Below are 15,602 nucleotides of genomic sequence, written 5' to 3' on the forward strand. Positions count from 1 at the left end.
CGCGCATCTCAGGCCCGGCCCCGCGCGACCCATACCAGCGAATGTGGCCCCGGCTCCCTGCGCCGCTCTTGCGCGGCCGTCTGTTGCGCACCGCCCGCGTTCGCGCTGCCCGGCGCATATTCGACGCCGGAGCGGCCCGGAAACTCGGGGATCGGCCAACCGGTGCGGTTCATCCGCGCATAATTCGGGATCGCGGTCAGCGGCGAGCCGTCCGCCCAGCGTCCACGGATCGCGACCACCCCGCCCAGCAGGTCGCCGCGCCATTCCGGCACCAGCGCCTCGCTGCCGATCGGTTGATCGATGCGCGGCTGGTCGGCCCGCTCGACATTATAAACCAACGGTCCGTAGCGAAGCGCCACCTTGCCGCGCGTCGCCTCGATCCGCGCGTCGGCGGTGACGCGCTGCACCGCCAGCGGCAGTTCCAGCTCGACCCTGTCGCCCTTGCGCCATTCGCGCGCGATGACCGCATAGCCCTTTTCGATACGCGGCGTCACCGCCTCGCCATTGACCGCCAGCCGCAGCAGCCCACCGACCGCCGGCTCGGGATGATAGAGCACGCTGGTCTTGCGCTGTGGCACGCGGATGCGCAGCGCGAAGCGGCGCGTCTCCTGCGGGTTGACGGTGATCGCCACCGCCCCCTTCCACGGATAGTCGGTTTCCTGCACCATCTCGACCGGGGTGCCCGCGACCTCGCCGACCTGAATGCGGCTGCCCACAAACAGATTGACGTACAATCCGTCGTCGCCCTTCACATAGGTCCAGGTCGGCATCATCAGCAACGTGCGCGGAATGTTGCCGACACAGCATGGGCAGGTGTGCCAGCGCGCGCGCTCGGTATCGACCAGCGGATTGGTGTAGCAGAAGCTGGTACCCGCCAGATCGGTTGCGCCGAGCAGCGCGTTGTACATCGTCTCCTCGTACAGGTCGGCATATTTGGCGTCGTGGTACGCCAGGTTCAGCTTGTACTGGAAGAAGATCAGCCCGCAGCTCGAACAGGATTCGCAATAGGCATTGTTGCGCAGCGCGTAATTGCCGCCGAACCCTTCCGACGTATCCCCGCTGCCGACCCCGCCGGTGACGTAATATTTGCGGTTCACCATATTGTCCCAGAGCGACATCACCGCGCTCTGATAATCGCGATCGTCGGTCTCGGCGGCGATGTCCGCCATCCCGGAATAAAAATAGACCGCACGCACCGCATGGCCGACCGCCTCATATTGCTGCTCGGGCGGCAGATGACTCTGGTCATATTCGGCCCCGCCCTCACGCGAATCGAGCAGGAAGCGCGCCAGCTTGATGTACGCGTCGCCGCGTCCGTGCCCTTCCTCGTCGTTGACGAAGCGGCCGAAGCGCACCAGCGCCTGCTCCATCTCCTGATGGCCGTCGAACCACGGCTTCTTCCCCGGCCCGATATGCGCGACCCAGCAATCCGCCAGCTTCTTGGCGGCATTGTACAGCCGCAGGTCGCGCCCGCCCGTCAACGTATGATGATTGATCGCCGATTCGATGAAATAGCCCGCGACATAGCCTTCGTGGTCGGCGCGATGCTCGGGCGACCAGCGCTCCGGCCAGTTGCGGCGATCGGCGAGTGTATAGGCGGTGTGCAGATAGCCGTCGGGCTCCTGCGCGGCGAGGATGATCGGGATCCAGCGCTCCAGCGTCGCGCGCATCTTCGCCTGCGCCTGCGCGATCTCGGCATCGCCCTGCGGATCGACCATCAGCGCGATGCACATCGATTCCACCGTCTGGTGCACCCAGGCATTGGAAAAGACATAGCCCTTGTGCGGCGCATGCGCCTCGCCGCGCAGCGCGTTGCCGGCCTCGACGAAATTGTCGATCCCGCCCTGCCCGTCGGTCAGGTCGGCGCGCTCGCAATAGGCGATGCAATGCGGGATCCAGTTGACGATCAACGCCTTTGCGCGCGCATTCCACAGCGGACTGTGGATCGAATAAGGCGTGGTATAGACGACATCGAGCCGCTTGGCGGGCGGCGGCGTCTCGGCGCGCAACGCAAGCGTCGACTCGGACGTCTTGCCCTGCGCGGTGGCCGCCAGCCGCAGCACATACTCGCCCGGCTGCGTCACCATCGCGCGGGTCGTCGACGCGCCCGCATCGGCGAACATCACCTTGCCCGGCCCGCTCACCTGCGACCACCGCAGCGTGTCGCCGGGGCGGCGCTGCAGCCACTCGGCCTTCCCCGCCAGATAGGTCTGCCCACCGACCACCACGGCGCGGTCGACCCCTGCGCCGACCACCGGCGCAAAGGCGGGGACCGGCCCGGCATTATAGACCTTCCATTGCAGCACACCGACCGACTTCTGCCCGTCGCCGACGAATTCCAGCTTCAACTTCTGTGTGGTCACGCGATCGAACGTGGTGCGATTGAAGCGATCCCCCGCCACCCCGCCCCCGCGCGGGTTGCGGACCGGCACGAACGCCTTCCCGTCCCAGAATGAAAGCCGCGCCGAGGTCGGCAGCGCGATCCCCTGCCCGTCCTTCCACCAATAGACGTCGATGCTGTCGGTCGATATCGGCTGATCCCAGTCATAGACCACCCACTGCGGGCCGGTCTGCGGCCAGGTGCCATACGCGCCGCGCGCGGTGTCGGCGGAGTTCTGCGGCTCGGCGCCGCTGTTCAGCGCCGCATAGCTCGTGTCGCCCGACACGAACCCGCCGCTCGCCTTTGCCACCTTGGCGAGATTGACGGGCGGGCCTGCCGGTGCAGCCTCGGCGATTCCGCCCGCCGCCAGCGGCAGCCCCAGTCCCGTCGCGAGCCCGGCCAACACCTTGCTCCGTCCCACGACGAGGTCGTGGACCTGTCCACCGTCACCGTTCACCTGATCCGATCTCACGTCGTTTCCTCTCCGCACGGGATCTGGCGACGCGTTTCCTGCAAAGAGCCGACACCACCAAAGATAATGATATCGTATACGGACGATACCGGGAGCGCCAAGATGCTATTTCGAAGTCGCCCGCATGGGCGCGCGAGCGTTGCGCAGAGCGATCGGCAAAGGAAGTGGCGGAGAGGGTGACGGCCAGTTGAGCATATGAAGCCCTTGGGACGACAGATGTCCTAAATTTCGAGCACGATCGAGTGCTCCGTCCGTGCCATTCGAAAGACACGCCTCAGGACGCCGAGCGACGCTCCTCAAGCCATTCATTGATGTCCTGCTCCCACCAGCCTACCGCCCTCGCCGTCAGCCTCATCTACTTTGGAAACAGATCGGCATCGATCAGCCGGTAGATAGTCGCGCGGCTCAGGCCGATCGTCGCCACGACATCGTTGATGCGCAGAAAGCGGCCGCTTGAAGCGGTGCTGCCATCGCGTTTGGCCTGGGCGAGTGTACGCGGAGCAAGTGCTATGGTCATGAGGCGAGCGCCTCCTCGCGCTCAAGTGGCGGAGTGGTTGGAATGGTGCTTGATGTAATGGGGGTGGCGAGTGGCGATGCGAAACGCGTCACCCTGCCCGCCGATCATGACTGCGACGCTCGGCCAGCCGAACAGCAGGTGGCCGAGCTGGATGACGGGCAGCGGCCCGAGGAAGCCGGCGAGCACGTGCAACGATACCACGTCGAGCGCGGTCAGCCGCGAGGTGCGGGGTGCCGGGCGCGAGCGATCAGCGGGGCCGCGGCGCGATCGTGGCGGCGCAGGGGCGATGACGTGATGCATCAGCGGTCTCCGGGAAACAGCATCGCCCGCAGGACCGCGAGCACGACGACGAGGACGAGGACGAGGATCAGTGCAACCTGCGCGAGGCCAAGCACCACGGCGGCGACCGACAGCGGCAAGGCGAAATGCTCGCCCACTGCGTAGCGACGATCGGACGGCAGCGTCATGCGCGCGCGCTCCGGCGGCGGCGATAGAATGCGCCGAGCATCGCGTCCGCCGCGCGGCTGTCTCCGCCATCGCCCGATCAGTACCGTCGCCCGAAGAGATCAATGCTCAAACGTGACGATCCCAACTCTCCTACGAGTGAGGCTCGTTAACCAATTGCGAAGATTGAATTTGTAGAGCGTATCATCGTTTTTAATCTGGATTAAGTTCCATGTTCACGTCGCTGATCTCTCGTGTGACAGCCATCGGCTGCCTGATCGCGGCGGCGCTGCTCTGCCTCGTGGCAGTTCTGCTCCAGTCCTCCTGGAGCACGCGTGAAAGCTTCGCCTGGGTAAGCCATTCGCAACAGGTCATCGTTGCCATGGATGAGGCGTTGGCAGAGTTGCGCGAAGCGGAGTCGGGCCAGCGTGGCTACCTCCTCACACATGATGAGCGATTTGCCACCACGGTTGATCAAAGGCTGGTCGAGGTGCTTCGCCAGCTGGACCATCTCGTAGGCCTGACAGATGACAACTCGCTCCAAAACGAGCGCGCCGTCGCGGTCCGTGATGCCGGTGCAAGGAAGGTCGCGTTCACGCGAGAGTCGATGCGTCTGGCGCGTCAGGGCGAGTTTGAGACTGCCGTCCGTGGCCTCGCCGGCGGCCGAGGGCGCGAACTGATGGCGCAGGTCGATCAGCAAGCCAACGCGCTGATGCAACGTGAGCGCGATCTGCTCGCGCAGCGTGCCCATGAGGCTGAGGAGCGACTTTCGTGGACAAAATATGTTGCGCTGGGTGGCGGAATGGTCGTTGCGGCGCTCCTCGCATCCTTGATTGCGACCATATCGTTCGGAGTGCGGCGTCCGCTCGGCCGCACGCTCGAGGCAATGGAAGCGCTCGGGCGAGGTCAAGTCGACCTAAGGTTGACTGCCCGCACGGGATCGGCCGAATTCGATCGGCTTGCGTCAGGATACAATCAGATGGCGGATCGGCTCGCCGCGGCAATCGACGATCAGCGCCAGATGGATACCCGGCTGCAAGCCGCAAACGCCGACCTGCTCGAACAACACGGGGCGTTGGAGGCTCGTGGTCAGGTGATCGAGCGTCTGGGCGAGATGGCGCATCGTTTGCAGGCTGCGCGTACCGATATCGAGCTCGCGCAGATCATCGATTGCTTTGTCCCTCAGGTTCTCCCTGGCGCCGCAGGAGCGCTGTACGCCCATAACAACTCCCGTAACCTGCTCGTGCGCCTGGCAGACTGGGGCGTCGGCGATGCGTTGCCCGAGAATTTCGGTCCCGATGACTGCTGGGCGTTGCGGCTGGGTCAGGGACATGTCGTGCTTGGCGACGGTCGCGAGGTGACATGCCGGCACGCCACTGCGAACATGGGTGCCTATCGCTGTGAGCCGCTGCTGGCCGGGGGCGAAGTAATCGGGCTCCTGTTCCTTCAAGGGATCATCGGGAGCGAAGAAGCCTTCCGATTGGCAGCGCTGGGCGAGAATATCGCGTCCGCGCTGGTCAACCACCGTCTGCAGCGCGATCTTAAGGAGCAGACGGTTCGGGACGCCCTGACCGGGCTGCACAATCGTCGCTACCTCGAAGAAGCGCTTCATCTCGAGATCGCCCGCGCCGCCCGGGCCGGATCGTCGCTCACCTTCGTCATGTGCGACATCGATCACTTCAAGCGCTTCAACGATGAGTTTGGCCACGATGCCGGAGATGCCGTGCTGCAGCTCGTCGGCGCAGCGATGCGTGAGCATTTTCGAGACGGAGACGTCGCATGCCGCTTCGGCGGTGAGGAATTTGCAATCATCGCGCCAGGCGCCTCGGCCGAGGAGCTTCTTCCTCGTATCGAACGGCTGCGCGCGAACATCGCCGACCTGCGGCCCCGGCAAGGGACGAAACTTCTTGGTCAGGTAAGCATGTCCTTTGGCCTCTCCGAATGGCACGCCACGTTCGGCCGAGAAAATGCTCCGCTGATCGCCGACGCGGATGCCGCGCTTTATCGCGCCAAGCGTGCCGGGAGAGATCGTGCGGTCGTTGCAGAACGGCTGGCCGCCTAGCCCGCAGCCCTCCCGACGGCGATTGTCGAGCTTCATCAAGAAAGCCTGACAATAGGACCGCTTTGTGATGGAGTTCGCCCGTGCCGCTGAGACGGGCGAGACGATCCGCTTCACACGCCAGGTCGGCGATCTCCAACGCTGGTACGACGGCGTTTGCCAGCCCGCTGGTGGAGACCGCTTCACCGTGATCTTCTTTGAAGTGATCGATCGCATCCGGGGTGAGGAACGCCGCGAAGCGCTGGTCGAACTTGGCCGCGCCCTGACCGCGATCGATGATCCCGATCACGTGGTTCGAGCGGCCACCTCGATTGTTGGTCGCACGCTGAGCGTGGGGCGCGTCGGTTACGCCACGCTGGGGGACGATCGCGAGACGTTGGTTGTGCCGATCGACTGGACGGCTGAGGGCTATCAGAGCCTCGCCGGCACCTACCGCATCGACGACTATGGTGATTATGCAGAGGACCTTCGCCAGGCCGCGCGGTCGTCATCCCCGACGTTCGCCTCGATCCGCGCACCTCTGGCACCAGCGCGTCGCTCGAAGCCATGAAGGTTCGCAGCCTCGTCAACCAGCCCGTCAAGGAGAAGGGCCGAACGGTCGCGATCCTCTTCGTTACCGATGGCACTCCGCGCGATTGCGGCGCCTGATTACGAGTGGAGAAACCCGGCCGGCTTGATACCGCTTGACCATCATAGCTTCGCATTCTGGCTGCAGTTTCTTGGAAGCTTTCGCTGTCGTGCGGCGGATTGAAAACAGACCAAATCCTCTCTAGTGCCGCGATCCTTCCTCGGGACGAAGACGGTCTCAGGCCGGCAAGGGACTTCTCAATCGATCAACAACGATGTCGGATCGAGACGTCTGCGTGAGATCGAGGACATCATGAAAAGCGGCTGCGGTAAGCGGTCGACTGACGTGGTACCCCTGTATCGTGTCGCAACCTTCCGCAACCGAGAAGGCGAGTTGCTCGCTCGTCTCTACCCCTTCAACGGTCGTTTTGATGCCGAGGCATGCGCTCATCGTGATGATCGCCCGGATGATCGCCACGCTTTCCGGATCATCGGGGATCTGACGCACGAACGACTGATCGATCTTGATCTTGTCGAACGGGAATTTGCGCAGATAGCTTAGGGACGAGTAGCCGGTGCCGAAATCGTCCATGGAGATGCGCACGCCGGCTGTCTGAAGTTCGGCCAGTGTCGCAAGCGTGCCCGCCTCGTCGTTGAGCAGCACGCCCTCGGTGATTTCCAATTCCAAGCGGCTCGGCTCCAGTCCGGACTCATGGAGCGCCGACAGCACGACCTTGCTGAGCGCTGGATCACGGAATTGCGCAGGTGAAAGGTTTACCGCCACGCCGATGTTCGCGGGCCAGCCAACCGCTTCAGAGCAGGCTGTCCGCAACACCCAATCGCCTAGCGGCAAGATCAGGCCGGTTTCTTCTGCCAGTCGGATGAAATCGATTGGAGGGACGAGCCCACGTTCGGGATGGTTCCAGCGCACCAGCGCCTCTGCGGACGTAATCGCGCCGGTTTGAGCGTCGACCAGCGGCTGGTAGTGCAATTGCAGCTCACCGTGGCTGATCGCGTGCCGGAGACCGATTTCGAGGCGTCGCCGCTTTTGTGTCTCCTCATCGAAGCGCGGGTCGTAACGTCGCCAGATCGCGCGACCGTCCGACTTCGCGGCATAAAGTGCCAGATCGGCGTTCCGCAGCAGTTCGGCCGGGTCGTTGCCGTCTTGCGGCGCCCAGGCGAAGCCGACGCTCGCACCAAGGTGCAGCGCCTGACCCTGATAGATGAAGGGCCGGCCGCCGATGGTCTGCACGATGCGCTCCGCCAGGATGGCCACGGAGTCGAGATGGTCTGCGGCAATCTGCAGAACGGCAAATTCGTCGCCGCCAAGCCGTGCAAGCACATCGCCGTCCCGCAGCGTCGCCTGCAGTCGCTCCGCCACCATCTGGAGAATCGCGTCACCTGCGGCGTGACCAAGCGTGTCGTTCACTGGCTTGAAGCGGTCGAGATCGAGCATCAGCACCGCGAAGGATTGATCGCGCTCCCGTCGCGAAGCCGTGTGAATCGAGAGCAGATCAAAAAAGCGCCCGCGATTTGCTACACCGGTCAGCGAATCGCTGAATGCCAGGGTGCGCATGCGTGCCTCGGTCCGCAGCCGCTCACGCTGGTCACGCACGGCGATAACCGAGTGGATCTTGTGCCCGAGCGCGACCTGCGCGCGCAGGATGCGGACGGGAATGGTGTCGCCGCTCGCGCTGGTGAGCTGCGCCTCCCGCTCCTCCCGTTCGGGCATGCTGGCGAAGTCGACGCCGGGAAGCAATTGGCTCAGGAATGATCCGGGGAGCGTGCCGGGCGCATAGCCGGAGAGGCGCTCGATGCTCTGATTGGCGGTAGTGACCTCGTCCTCGGTGCAGATCAGCAACCCCTCAAGCGCAACGTCGGCGAGCTCGCGCAGGCGGCGCTGGTCGAGCCGGAGCCTTGCCTTCGCGGCAAGGTCGAAGCGCCAGCCGAATATCGCAAGGGTGAGGAGCGCAATGGACACGCCCGCTACCCACGGCGCGATCGTTGCCGGCGACATGGCGGTTGCCGGGAACCTGACAGCCGCATCTGGGCTAACGGTCAGCGCCGCCATGCCGCAGAAGTGCAGAACGGCGATCGAAAGCAAGAGCAATGGTGGCGCGGCGCGGCGAACGGAGCGACGTCGGTGCGACAACGTCATCATGCCCAGCCCGGTCACCGGTACGCCGACGACAAGCGAAAGCAGCACCAGCACCGGATCCCACGCGAAGCTGCCCCGGACGAGATACGCGGCTTGGCCGATGTAGTGGAGCGCGGCGATGCCGACGCCGATGACGAGCCCTGCGATAAACTGCTGCGAGCGGCGGCGCGAGCGCATCGATACCAGGATGCCGCCCCCAATGCCTACGATTGCGCAGGCTAACGAAGCAACGGTGATCAACGGATCGAAGGCGGCTTCAATGCCTGGCTGATAGGCCAGAAGAACGATGAAATGCGTGGCCCAAGCGGTACACCCGCCAGATACGATGCTGACGAGAGCCCATCGGGAACGAAGCGCGTCGACTGCGCGCGCCGCATGCCGAGCGATCGCAAACGTCGCGTAGACGCCGACAGCACAGACGACAGCGGCAAGCGCCACAAGCCGCTGGTCGTGACTGTGCGCCATGCAGTGCGTGATGGTATGGAGCAGATCCATAACGGCACGGTACGCCGCAAAACTTAACGTTTACGGTAGCTTCTGAAGAGGAAAGCGCGGCTTTCGCCAGTACGGTCCGCGCCATCTGCACGGTGCGAACCGCCGGAAATTTGCCTTTGGTCTTTTTGCTCAGTGCGCTCTTCGTCACTGCAGCGGGATCGGCCGAGGCGATCCCCGCCCCAATCGCCCCGGCAAAGACCTCCGAGATCCGCTGGCGCAAGCGGTGTGTCGTCTCGACCGCGCCTCGCGCCTCGATTGGCTTGAGGACCTCCACAACAAGTGGCGTCGTGATCGCTGCGATGGGCAGCTTGCCGTTCTCGGGAACACGTCGCCCTCGAAGCTGCTCATCACCAGGGCGGCGTGACGCTTCGACCACAGCATCTTCTGACTCTCGTGCCAATCGCGGGCGATCGTCTCGAAAGTGCTGCCCACCAGCGCTGTCTGCTCGGCGGCGCGCTGTCGCTTGGCAACCGAAGGATCGATCCCATCGAGCAACGCGCGTGCGGCGGTCTCGCGCAGCTGGCGCGCCTTCGCGAGCGTGACGGTCGGATCAGGTCCGAAGACCATCCGCTTCTCCTTGCCCCCGAATCGATACTTCCAGCGCCACGATTTGAAACCGCTGGGGAGCACGTAAAGGTAGAGCCCCTGCGCGTCGCTCAGCTTGTATGGCCTCTCGCGTGAGGGGCATTTCGGCACGCTGCATCGATCAGCATCCAGTGCCCCAATGCCCCCAAGTCCTGGCCCCCGCAGTGCCACCAGAAACGATGCGCTGCATGGCTTTCGAGTGCGGGCAGATGAGACGCCGAACAAGGCGTTCCACGAGGGAAAACTGACCCTGTTTGGTACCTTTGGAAACCAGCTGAGATGATGAAGTGGCGGAGAGGGTGGGATTCGAACCCACGGTACCCGTGAGGGCACGCCGCATTTCGAGTGCGGTGCATTCGACCACTCTGCCACCTCTCCGCGAGGGTCACCGGCGGCTTCGAAAAGCGCCCGGCGGTGGGTCGAGGCGCGGCCCCTAGCGGCTTGCGATACCCAGCGCAAGCGCATCTCGTGTTGTGCTGCACGATTTCTGCACTAGATACGCTGGCATGACCCGCGATGCGCTGGCTGATACCCGCCTACCCGACGATCCGATCGCTCCGCCGATCTCCCATGCCCGTTTCTCGATCGGCGACGTGGTGCGCCACCGTATGCTCGATTTCCGCGGCGTGATCTTCGACGTCGATCCGGTCTTCGCCAACAGCGAGGAATGGTATCAGTCGATCCCGGAGACGCTGCGTCCCGCCAAGGACCAGCCCTTCTACCATCTGCTCGCCGAAAATCTCGAATCGAGCTACGTCGCCTATGTCAGCCAGCAGAACCTGGAACATGACGACAGCGACGAACCCGTCGATCATCCTGCGATCGCCGGGCTGTTCGACCGGTTCGACGACGGGCGCTATGGATTGAAGCGTCTGCACCGTCATTAACCCTGCGGGGCGCACGGGGAATCGGTTGACATCCCGCAAGGGCTATCCTAACCGCCACGCTTCAACCGTGCGGCTGTGTCCGTCGCGGTCCATGACATTTGGGAAGCAATTCCCGTTGAAGGAAACATCGTAGCCATGTTCGCAGTCGTGCGCACGGGCGGCAAGCAGTACCGCGTCGCCGCCGGAGACAAGATCGTCGTCGAGAAGATCGAGGGCGAGGCCGGCGCGTCGGTGACGCTGGGTGACGTGCTGCTCGCTGGCGAGGGCGCGGAGCTGAAGGACGTCGCGGGCCTGACGGTCGCCGCCGAAATCATCGCCCAGGCGAAGGGTGAGAAGGTGATCGTTTTCAAGAAGCGTCGCCGTCACAACTATCGTCGCCGCAATGGCCATCGCCAGAACCACACGATCCTGAAGATCGTCTCGGTCGGCTGAGCCCCAAAGCGCGAAAGGAACAGACACAATGGCACATAAGAAAGCAGGCGGTTCGTCGCGTAACGGTCGTGATTCGGCCGGCCGTCGTCTCGGCGTGAAGAAGTTCGGCGGTCAGGAAGCGATCGCGGGCAACATCCTCGTGCGTCAGCGCGGGACGAAGTTCTATCCGGGCCGCAACGTCGGCATCGGCAAGGACCATACCCTGTTTGCGCTCGTCGACGGTCGCGTGGTGTTCCACGACGGCAAGCTCGGCCGCAAATTCTGTTCGGTCGACATGATTGCGGCCGCGGCCGAATAACATCGGGTGACCATACGGGTTGCCCACCAGGGCGACCCGGGGTTCCACGACGGAACCCAGCCAGACAAGGGAGACGGGTCCGCCCCGGCTCCCTTTTTTCTTGCTGCTCCCTCCGCTTATCGTTCCCGTGTCGCGCGCGCGTCATCGTCGCGTGCCACGGGCCCGTCGCAGGAGTTGGAGCACATGTTCGCGTTGACGCCCCGTTTGACGTTACGGCCCGGCTGGTTCGAGGACGCGCCCGCGCTTGCGCAGGCGATCGGCCACGAAACGGTCGTGAACCGCCTCGCCCGCGCACCCTGGCCCTACACGACGGAGGATGCGGAGACGTTCCTGTCGCTGCCGCGCGGCGCGACCGAACCGCGCTTCGTCATCGTCGAGCGTAGCGGCGCGCACCGACTGATTGGCGGGATCGGGCTGCACCGCGCCGACAATGGCGATCACGAACTCGGCTATTGGCTGACTCCGGACGCGTGGGGCCGCGGCTATGCGACCGAGGCCGGGCGCGCGGTGATCGACATCGCGCGCCACGCACTCCCGCTGACCCGGCTCACCGCCTACCACCACGCCGAGAACGCAGCCTCGGGCGCGGTGCTGCGCAAGCTCGGCTTCGTCGAGACCGGCCGCTCGCAGCGCTGGTCGCTGGCGCGCGGCGGGATGGTCGGATCGGTCGACTTCGCGCTCGACCTCGATGCGGAGGCAGCGCGTACCGACGCGGCGATGCCGATCGCCGCGTAAAAAGAGCACGAGGACGCAGACCCGCCGCCCTCCGCCTGCAAACGAGGGGATGAAGACCAATGAGCGATATCGCCGTCGCCTATGAGGCACCGCTCCAATTCCGTGCGACATAGGCGGACTCCGGCGCGGTGCTGGTCATGCACGGTCCGAAGGAACTCGGCGGAACGGGCGAGGGCTTTTCGCCCAGCGACCTGCTCTCCCTGTCGCTCGGCGGCTGCATCCTCGGCATCATGGAAATCGCCGCGCGCTCCATGGACATCGGGATCGCCGGTGCCACTGCAACCGTGTCGAAGGAGATGGGCGGCACCCCGCGCCGGATCTCGCATCTGTCGGTGATCGTGCGCGTTCCGGGCACCTTCGACGAGCGCCAACGGCGTAAACTCGAGGTCGCGGCCCACGCCTGCCCCGTGCACAACGCGCTCGGCATCAATGCGCCGATCGTCTTCGACTGGGCCGGCTAGGTCATGATGACGTGGGTCGGATGGACGCGTCGTCATTGCGAGCGGAGCAAAGCAAGTCAGGTGCTTCGCTACGGTCGCAATGACGGATCAAGGTGACGAGATCACGCTCTGGCCCCGCGTCGAGCGTACTTCAAACGACGCGGCAAGCATCCGTACGCCAACATCGGCGAGCCTTAACGGCGCAAAACCGGCGCCTCGCTGATGACTCGTATTGGCATTTCCCGAGCGCCGGCCGCGGCATCGCACCGCTCCGCACCAAACGAACGACCGCCCTTACAGTTACTTGCCAGGCGCCGCTGTCCTACATCGCCGCTCGCGCCTTATAATCTCCCCATGGCCTCGCCCGCAGTCGCCGCGCCCCCATCGTCGCCGTCGACCACAGGTTTTCCCGTGATCAGCGCAAACATCGTCAACTTCCGCCTGGTCGCTTGGTCACGCCGTAGCCCGCGGCAGCACCGCCGCCTCGTAATCGCTCTCCGCCAACGCGATCAGCTTGCGGTCGTCGTGCTTCCATGGGTGGAAGCCGGGCAGGAAATACGCCAGCCACACCCCCGCCACCTTCCGCGCCATCCCGGGATAGCCGAACGCATACCACGCCATCCGCGCCCACACCTTCGGCCCGGTCAGCCCGTCCTGTCGAAGCAGCTCCGCCATCCCCCGCGCCCGCCCGTGGACGAAGCGCCACGTGGTAATCAGCATCACCAGTGCCTTGATCCGCCAGCGCGTGTAGCGCGGCCAGTCGCGCGTCGCGTGCAGCCAGGTGTCATAGGCGACGCCCTTGTGCTCGATCTCTTCGGCGGCGTGCCACAGCCACAAGGCGCGCGCCTGCTCGTCACCGCCCGCCAGATGCCGTGGATTGGCGATCAGCTCGTGCGCCAACATCGCGGTGAAATGTTCGAGCGCGGTGGTCGCGGCAAGGCTGCCGATCGGCGGCCGCCCCTTGGTGAGCGCCAGCGCGGCATCGACATCGCGGTCGAGCAGGCTCGTGTCGTAACCCTGATCGGCGACGTGGCGATTGAACGCGACATGCTCGCGGGTATGTAGCACCTCCTGCTTGATGAAGGCGTTGATCTCGCGTTCCAGCCGCGGCGAGGTGCCGTCACGAAACTTGCGGACGCTGTCGACGAAGAACCCCTCGCCCTTCGGGAACGTGACCGAGAGGGCGTTGTAGAAGGCGGTCGCATAGGGATCGTCGTTCAGCCACCAACGACGCATCACCGCACCGCGCCCGAAACGCCGGTCGCGCGGGGTGATGGTCAGATCGGCGGGCGTGGTTGCTTTCGCCACGGAAACCTCCACTAAGGACGAACACGGTTTGTTTACTTACACTGGTGTCAGTTAATTGCCCCCTGCCCTGAATGCAACCCCACGCCGGCGGCTGAGCCCCGAGGCATCGCGCGATGCGGCGCTGGAGGCGGCGCGCGTACTGCTGGTCGAACAGGGGCCGCAGGCGGTGACGCTGAAGGCGGTGGCGGGGCGGATCGGGCGGACGCACGCCAATCTGCTCCACCATTTCGGCTCGGCGGACGGGCTGCAATCGGCGCTGATCCAGCGGATGACCGCATTGGTGGTCGCACCGATCCGCGACGCTGCCCGCCGCTCGCGCGAGCGCAAGGATCCGGCCGAGCTGGTCGACGTCGTCTTCGACGCCTTCGGCGCCAACGGCGCCGGTGCGCTGGCGACGTGGATGATTCTCAACGGCAATCAGGACGCGCTCGACCCGATTCTTACCGCCGTCCACGATCTGGTCGAGGACCTGTCCCACGAGGAACACCGCCCCGACGCGCCGATCAAGGACGAGACGCTGCAACTGGTGCTGGCCGCCCTTGGCGACGCCCTGCTCGGCGGCCCAATGGCGCGCGCGCTGGGGCTGCCGAGGGACCGCGCGCGCGTGATCGCAAGGGCGATGTTGCTCAGGGATCGCGGGGTGGTGGAGGCGTAGCTTCGTCATCGCCGCGAGGGCGGGAATGACGATCGGTTGCCAACAACCCGCCGCGGCAAAGTCGCGCAGTCCGGGCGCGCTCCGATATCGCTTTAGCCGCGCTAAAGCGGTACGGAGCACGCCATGCACTTTCTCGATCAAGCGAAAATCTTCGTCCGCTCCGGCGCGGGCGGTCCCGGCGCCGTCAGCTTCCGGCGTGAAAAATACATCGAATATGGCGGCCCGGACGGCGGCAACGGCGGCAAGGGCGGCGACATCGTCTTCGAGGCGGTCGCCGGGCTGAACACGCTGATCGACTTCCGCTACACCCAGCATTTCCGCGCCCCGCGCGGCATGGGCGGCTCGGGCAGCAACCGCACCGGCGCGGGCGGCGACGATCTGGTCGTCAAGGTGCCCGTCGGAACGCAGATCCTCGCCGACGACGAGGAGCGCACCCTTCTTGCCGACATGACCCGCGTCGGAGAGCGGATCACGTTCCTGCGCGGTGGCGATGGCGGGCGCGGCAATGCCAGCTACAAGACCTCGACCAACCGCGCTCCGCGTCAGCACGGCACCGGCTGGCCGTATGAGGAAGCCTGGGTGTGGCTGCGGCTCAAGCTGCTCGCCGACGCTGGGCTGGTCGGCCTGCCAAACGCCGGCAAGTCGACCTTTATCAACCAGGTGACCAACGCACAGGCCAAGGTCGGTGCCTATGCCTTCACCACCACCCGCCCGCAGCTCGGCGTCGTCCGCCACAAGCAGCGCGAATTCGTCGTCGCCGACATTCCGGGTCTGATCGAGGGCGCGGCGGACGGTGCGGGGATCGGCGACCGCTTCCTCGGCCATATCGAGCGCTGCCGCGTGCTGCTCCACCTGATCGACGCCAACGACAAGGACGTGGCGGAAAGCTACCGCATCGTCCGCGACGAGCTGACCGCCTATGGCGGCGGGCTCGACGAGAAGCCGGTAGTAATCGCGCTCAACAAGATCGACACGCTCGACGACGAACTCATCGCGGCGCTCTCCGCCGAGCTGGAGGAAGCCAGCGGCGCGGAGGTGATCCCGATCTCGGGCGCAAGCGGCGTCGGCGTCGACTGGGCGCTCGACCGGCTGCTCGAGGCGATCCCGACGCCCGATCGCCCGGTCGACGATGATGGCGAGGAGCAGGAGGTCGAATGGTCCCCGGTGTGA

15 protein-coding genes, 1 tRNA gene and 1 pseudogene are annotated in these 15,602 nt (G+C 65.0%); 9 read left to right on the forward strand and 8 right to left on the reverse strand.

Annotated elements, in window-relative coordinates; genetic code table 11:
* Positions 1–8: 8 nt before the first annotated feature.
* From ACI2JO_RS03355 to ACI2JO_RS03370, 4 genes are all read right to left on the reverse strand, one after another.
* Entirely contained in the window at positions 9–2,852 is a 2,844-nt protein-coding gene (locus ACI2JO_RS03355) for a glycoside hydrolase family 127 protein (RefSeq protein WP_404719326.1), read from the reverse strand.
* 355 nt (positions 2,853–3,207) lie between these two features.
* Positions 3,208–3,369, reverse strand: a complete 162-nt coding sequence (locus ACI2JO_RS03360; RefSeq protein WP_404719327.1) for a helix-turn-helix transcriptional regulator — start codon at positions 3,367–3,369, stop codon at positions 3,208–3,210.
* 21 nt (positions 3,370–3,390) lie between these two features.
* Positions 3,391–3,669 carry a hypothetical protein gene (locus ACI2JO_RS03365; protein WP_404719328.1) on the reverse strand — a complete coding sequence of 93 codons (279 nt, stop codon included), beginning with the start codon at positions 3,667–3,669 and terminating at the stop codon, positions 3,391–3,393.
* Entirely contained in the window at positions 3,669–3,836 is a 168-nt protein-coding gene (locus ACI2JO_RS03370; RefSeq protein ID WP_404719329.1) for a hypothetical protein, read from the reverse strand. Before ACI2JO_RS03370 ends, ACI2JO_RS03365 begins: the two co-directional genes overlap by 1 nt.
* A 209-nt stretch (positions 3,837–4,045) precedes the next feature.
* Here ACI2JO_RS03370 and ACI2JO_RS03375 point away from each other — a divergent pair, with 209 nt between their 5' ends.
* Both ACI2JO_RS03375 and ACI2JO_RS03380 read left to right on the forward strand, forming a co-directional pair.
* On the forward strand, positions 4,046–5,875 hold the full coding sequence (locus tag ACI2JO_RS03375; RefSeq protein ID WP_404719330.1) for a diguanylate cyclase: 1,830 nt from the start codon (positions 4,046–4,048) through the stop codon (positions 5,873–5,875).
* A 67-nt stretch (positions 5,876–5,942) separates the two neighbouring features.
* Complete coding sequence (locus ACI2JO_RS03380; RefSeq protein WP_404719331.1) at positions 5,943–6,422, forward strand: hypothetical protein; 480 nt, start codon at positions 5,943–5,945, stop codon at positions 6,420–6,422.
* A 255-nt stretch (positions 6,423–6,677) separates the two neighbouring features.
* On the opposite strand, the gene ACI2JO_RS03385 is transcribed toward ACI2JO_RS03380, so the two are convergent.
* The 3 genes and pseudogenes from ACI2JO_RS03385 to ACI2JO_RS03395 form a co-directional block, all read right to left on the reverse strand.
* Positions 6,678–9,092: an EAL domain-containing protein gene (locus ACI2JO_RS03385; RefSeq protein ID WP_404719332.1), complete on the reverse strand. Its 2,415-nt coding sequence runs from the start codon at positions 9,090–9,092 to the stop codon at positions 6,678–6,680.
* A 148-nt stretch (positions 9,093–9,240) separates the two neighbouring features.
* Positions 9,241–10,010 (reverse strand): annotated as a pseudogene (locus tag ACI2JO_RS03390) (tyrosine-type recombinase/integrase); the annotation flags it as partial.
* Positions 9,966–10,055 (reverse strand) — tRNA-Ser (locus tag ACI2JO_RS03395). The pseudogene ACI2JO_RS03390 and the gene ACI2JO_RS03395, both read right to left, overlap by 45 nt.
* Before the next feature lie 128 nt (positions 10,056–10,183).
* On the opposite strand from ACI2JO_RS03395, the gene hspQ reads away from it, so the two are divergent.
* From hspQ to ACI2JO_RS03420, 5 genes are all read left to right on the forward strand, one after another.
* A complete protein-coding gene (hspQ, locus tag ACI2JO_RS03400; RefSeq protein WP_404719333.1) occupies positions 10,184–10,564 on the forward strand; it encodes a heat shock protein HspQ in 381 nt (126 codons plus the stop codon).
* Positions 10,565–10,699: 135 nt separating this feature from the next.
* On the forward strand, positions 10,700–10,996 hold the full coding sequence (gene rplU / locus ACI2JO_RS03405) for a 50S ribosomal protein L21 (RefSeq protein ID WP_022687449.1): 297 nt from the start codon (positions 10,700–10,702) through the stop codon (positions 10,994–10,996).
* Positions 10,997–11,024: 28 nt separating this feature from the next.
* Positions 11,025–11,294, forward strand: a complete 270-nt coding sequence (rpmA, locus tag ACI2JO_RS03410) for a 50S ribosomal protein L27 (RefSeq protein WP_022687450.1) — start codon at positions 11,025–11,027, stop codon at positions 11,292–11,294.
* Between the two features lie 183 nt (positions 11,295–11,477).
* Positions 11,478–12,029, forward strand: coding sequence for a GNAT family N-acetyltransferase (locus ACI2JO_RS03415; protein WP_404719334.1), 552 nt, complete (start codon positions 11,478–11,480; stop codon positions 12,027–12,029).
* A gap of 137 nt (positions 12,030–12,166) precedes the next feature.
* Positions 12,167–12,490: an OsmC family protein gene (locus ACI2JO_RS03420; protein WP_404720315.1), complete on the forward strand. Its 324-nt coding sequence runs from the start codon at positions 12,167–12,169 to the stop codon at positions 12,488–12,490.
* Positions 12,491–12,922: 432 nt separating this feature from the next.
* Here the strand turns inward: ACI2JO_RS03420 and ACI2JO_RS03425 are convergent, their stop codons facing one another.
* On the reverse strand, positions 12,923–13,777 hold the full coding sequence (locus ACI2JO_RS03425; protein WP_404719335.1) for a metal-dependent hydrolase: 855 nt from the start codon (positions 13,775–13,777) through the stop codon (positions 12,923–12,925).
* Positions 13,778–13,832: 55 nt separating this feature from the next.
* Here ACI2JO_RS03425 and ACI2JO_RS03430 point away from each other — a divergent pair, with 55 nt between their 5' ends.
* Both ACI2JO_RS03430 and obgE read left to right on the forward strand, forming a co-directional pair.
* Positions 13,833–14,432 carry a TetR/AcrR family transcriptional regulator gene (locus ACI2JO_RS03430; protein ID WP_404719336.1) on the forward strand — a complete coding sequence of 200 codons (600 nt, stop codon included), beginning with the start codon at positions 13,833–13,835 and terminating at the stop codon, positions 14,430–14,432.
* A gap of 123 nt (positions 14,433–14,555) precedes the next feature.
* The gene (obgE, locus tag ACI2JO_RS03435; protein WP_404719337.1) at positions 14,556–15,602 is read left to right on the forward strand and encodes a GTPase ObgE; all 1,047 of its coding nucleotides are present in this window, start codon (positions 14,556–14,558) and stop codon (positions 15,600–15,602) included.

The sequence above is a fragment of the Sphingomonas sp. NPDC079357 genome, assembly GCF_044901155.1.
In the GTDB taxonomy this organism is placed as follows: Bacteria; Pseudomonadota; Alphaproteobacteria; order Sphingomonadales; family Sphingomonadaceae; genus Sphingomonas.

Bases quoted from the DNA above. Each gene is read 5' to 3' on its own strand.
- ACI2JO_RS03360 (WP_404719327.1), bottom strand. From the start codon at position 3,369: ATGACCATAGCACTTGCTCCGCGTACACTCGCCCAGGCCAAACGCGAT.
- ACI2JO_RS03365 (WP_404719328.1), bottom strand. From the start codon at position 3,669: ATGCATCACGTCATCGCCCCTGCGCCGCCACGATCGCGCCGCGGCCCC.
- ACI2JO_RS03370 (WP_404719329.1), bottom strand. From the start codon at position 3,836: ATGACGCTGCCGTCCGATCGTCGCTACGCAGTGGGCGAGCATTTCGCC.
- ACI2JO_RS03375 (WP_404719330.1), top strand. From the start codon at position 4,046: ATGTTCACGTCGCTGATCTCTCGTGTGACAGCCATCGGCTGCCTGATC.
- ACI2JO_RS03380 (WP_404719331.1), top strand. From the start codon at position 5,943: ATGGAGTTCGCCCGTGCCGCTGAGACGGGCGAGACGATCCGCTTCACA.
- ACI2JO_RS03385 (WP_404719332.1), bottom strand. From the start codon at position 9,092: ATGGATCTGCTCCATACCATCACGCACTGCATGGCGCACAGTCACGAC.
- hspQ (WP_404719333.1), top strand. From the start codon at position 10,184: ATGACCCGCGATGCGCTGGCTGATACCCGCCTACCCGACGATCCGATC.
- rplU (WP_022687449.1), top strand. From the start codon at position 10,700: ATGTTCGCAGTCGTGCGCACGGGCGGCAAGCAGTACCGCGTCGCCGCC.
- rpmA (WP_022687450.1), top strand. From the start codon at position 11,025: ATGGCACATAAGAAAGCAGGCGGTTCGTCGCGTAACGGTCGTGATTCG.
- ACI2JO_RS03415 (WP_404719334.1), top strand. From the start codon at position 11,478: ATGTTCGCGTTGACGCCCCGTTTGACGTTACGGCCCGGCTGGTTCGAG.
- ACI2JO_RS03420 (WP_404720315.1), top strand. From the start codon at position 12,167: ATGCACGGTCCGAAGGAACTCGGCGGAACGGGCGAGGGCTTTTCGCCC.
- obgE (WP_404719337.1), top strand. From the start codon at position 14,556: ATGCACTTTCTCGATCAAGCGAAAATCTTCGTCCGCTCCGGCGCGGGC.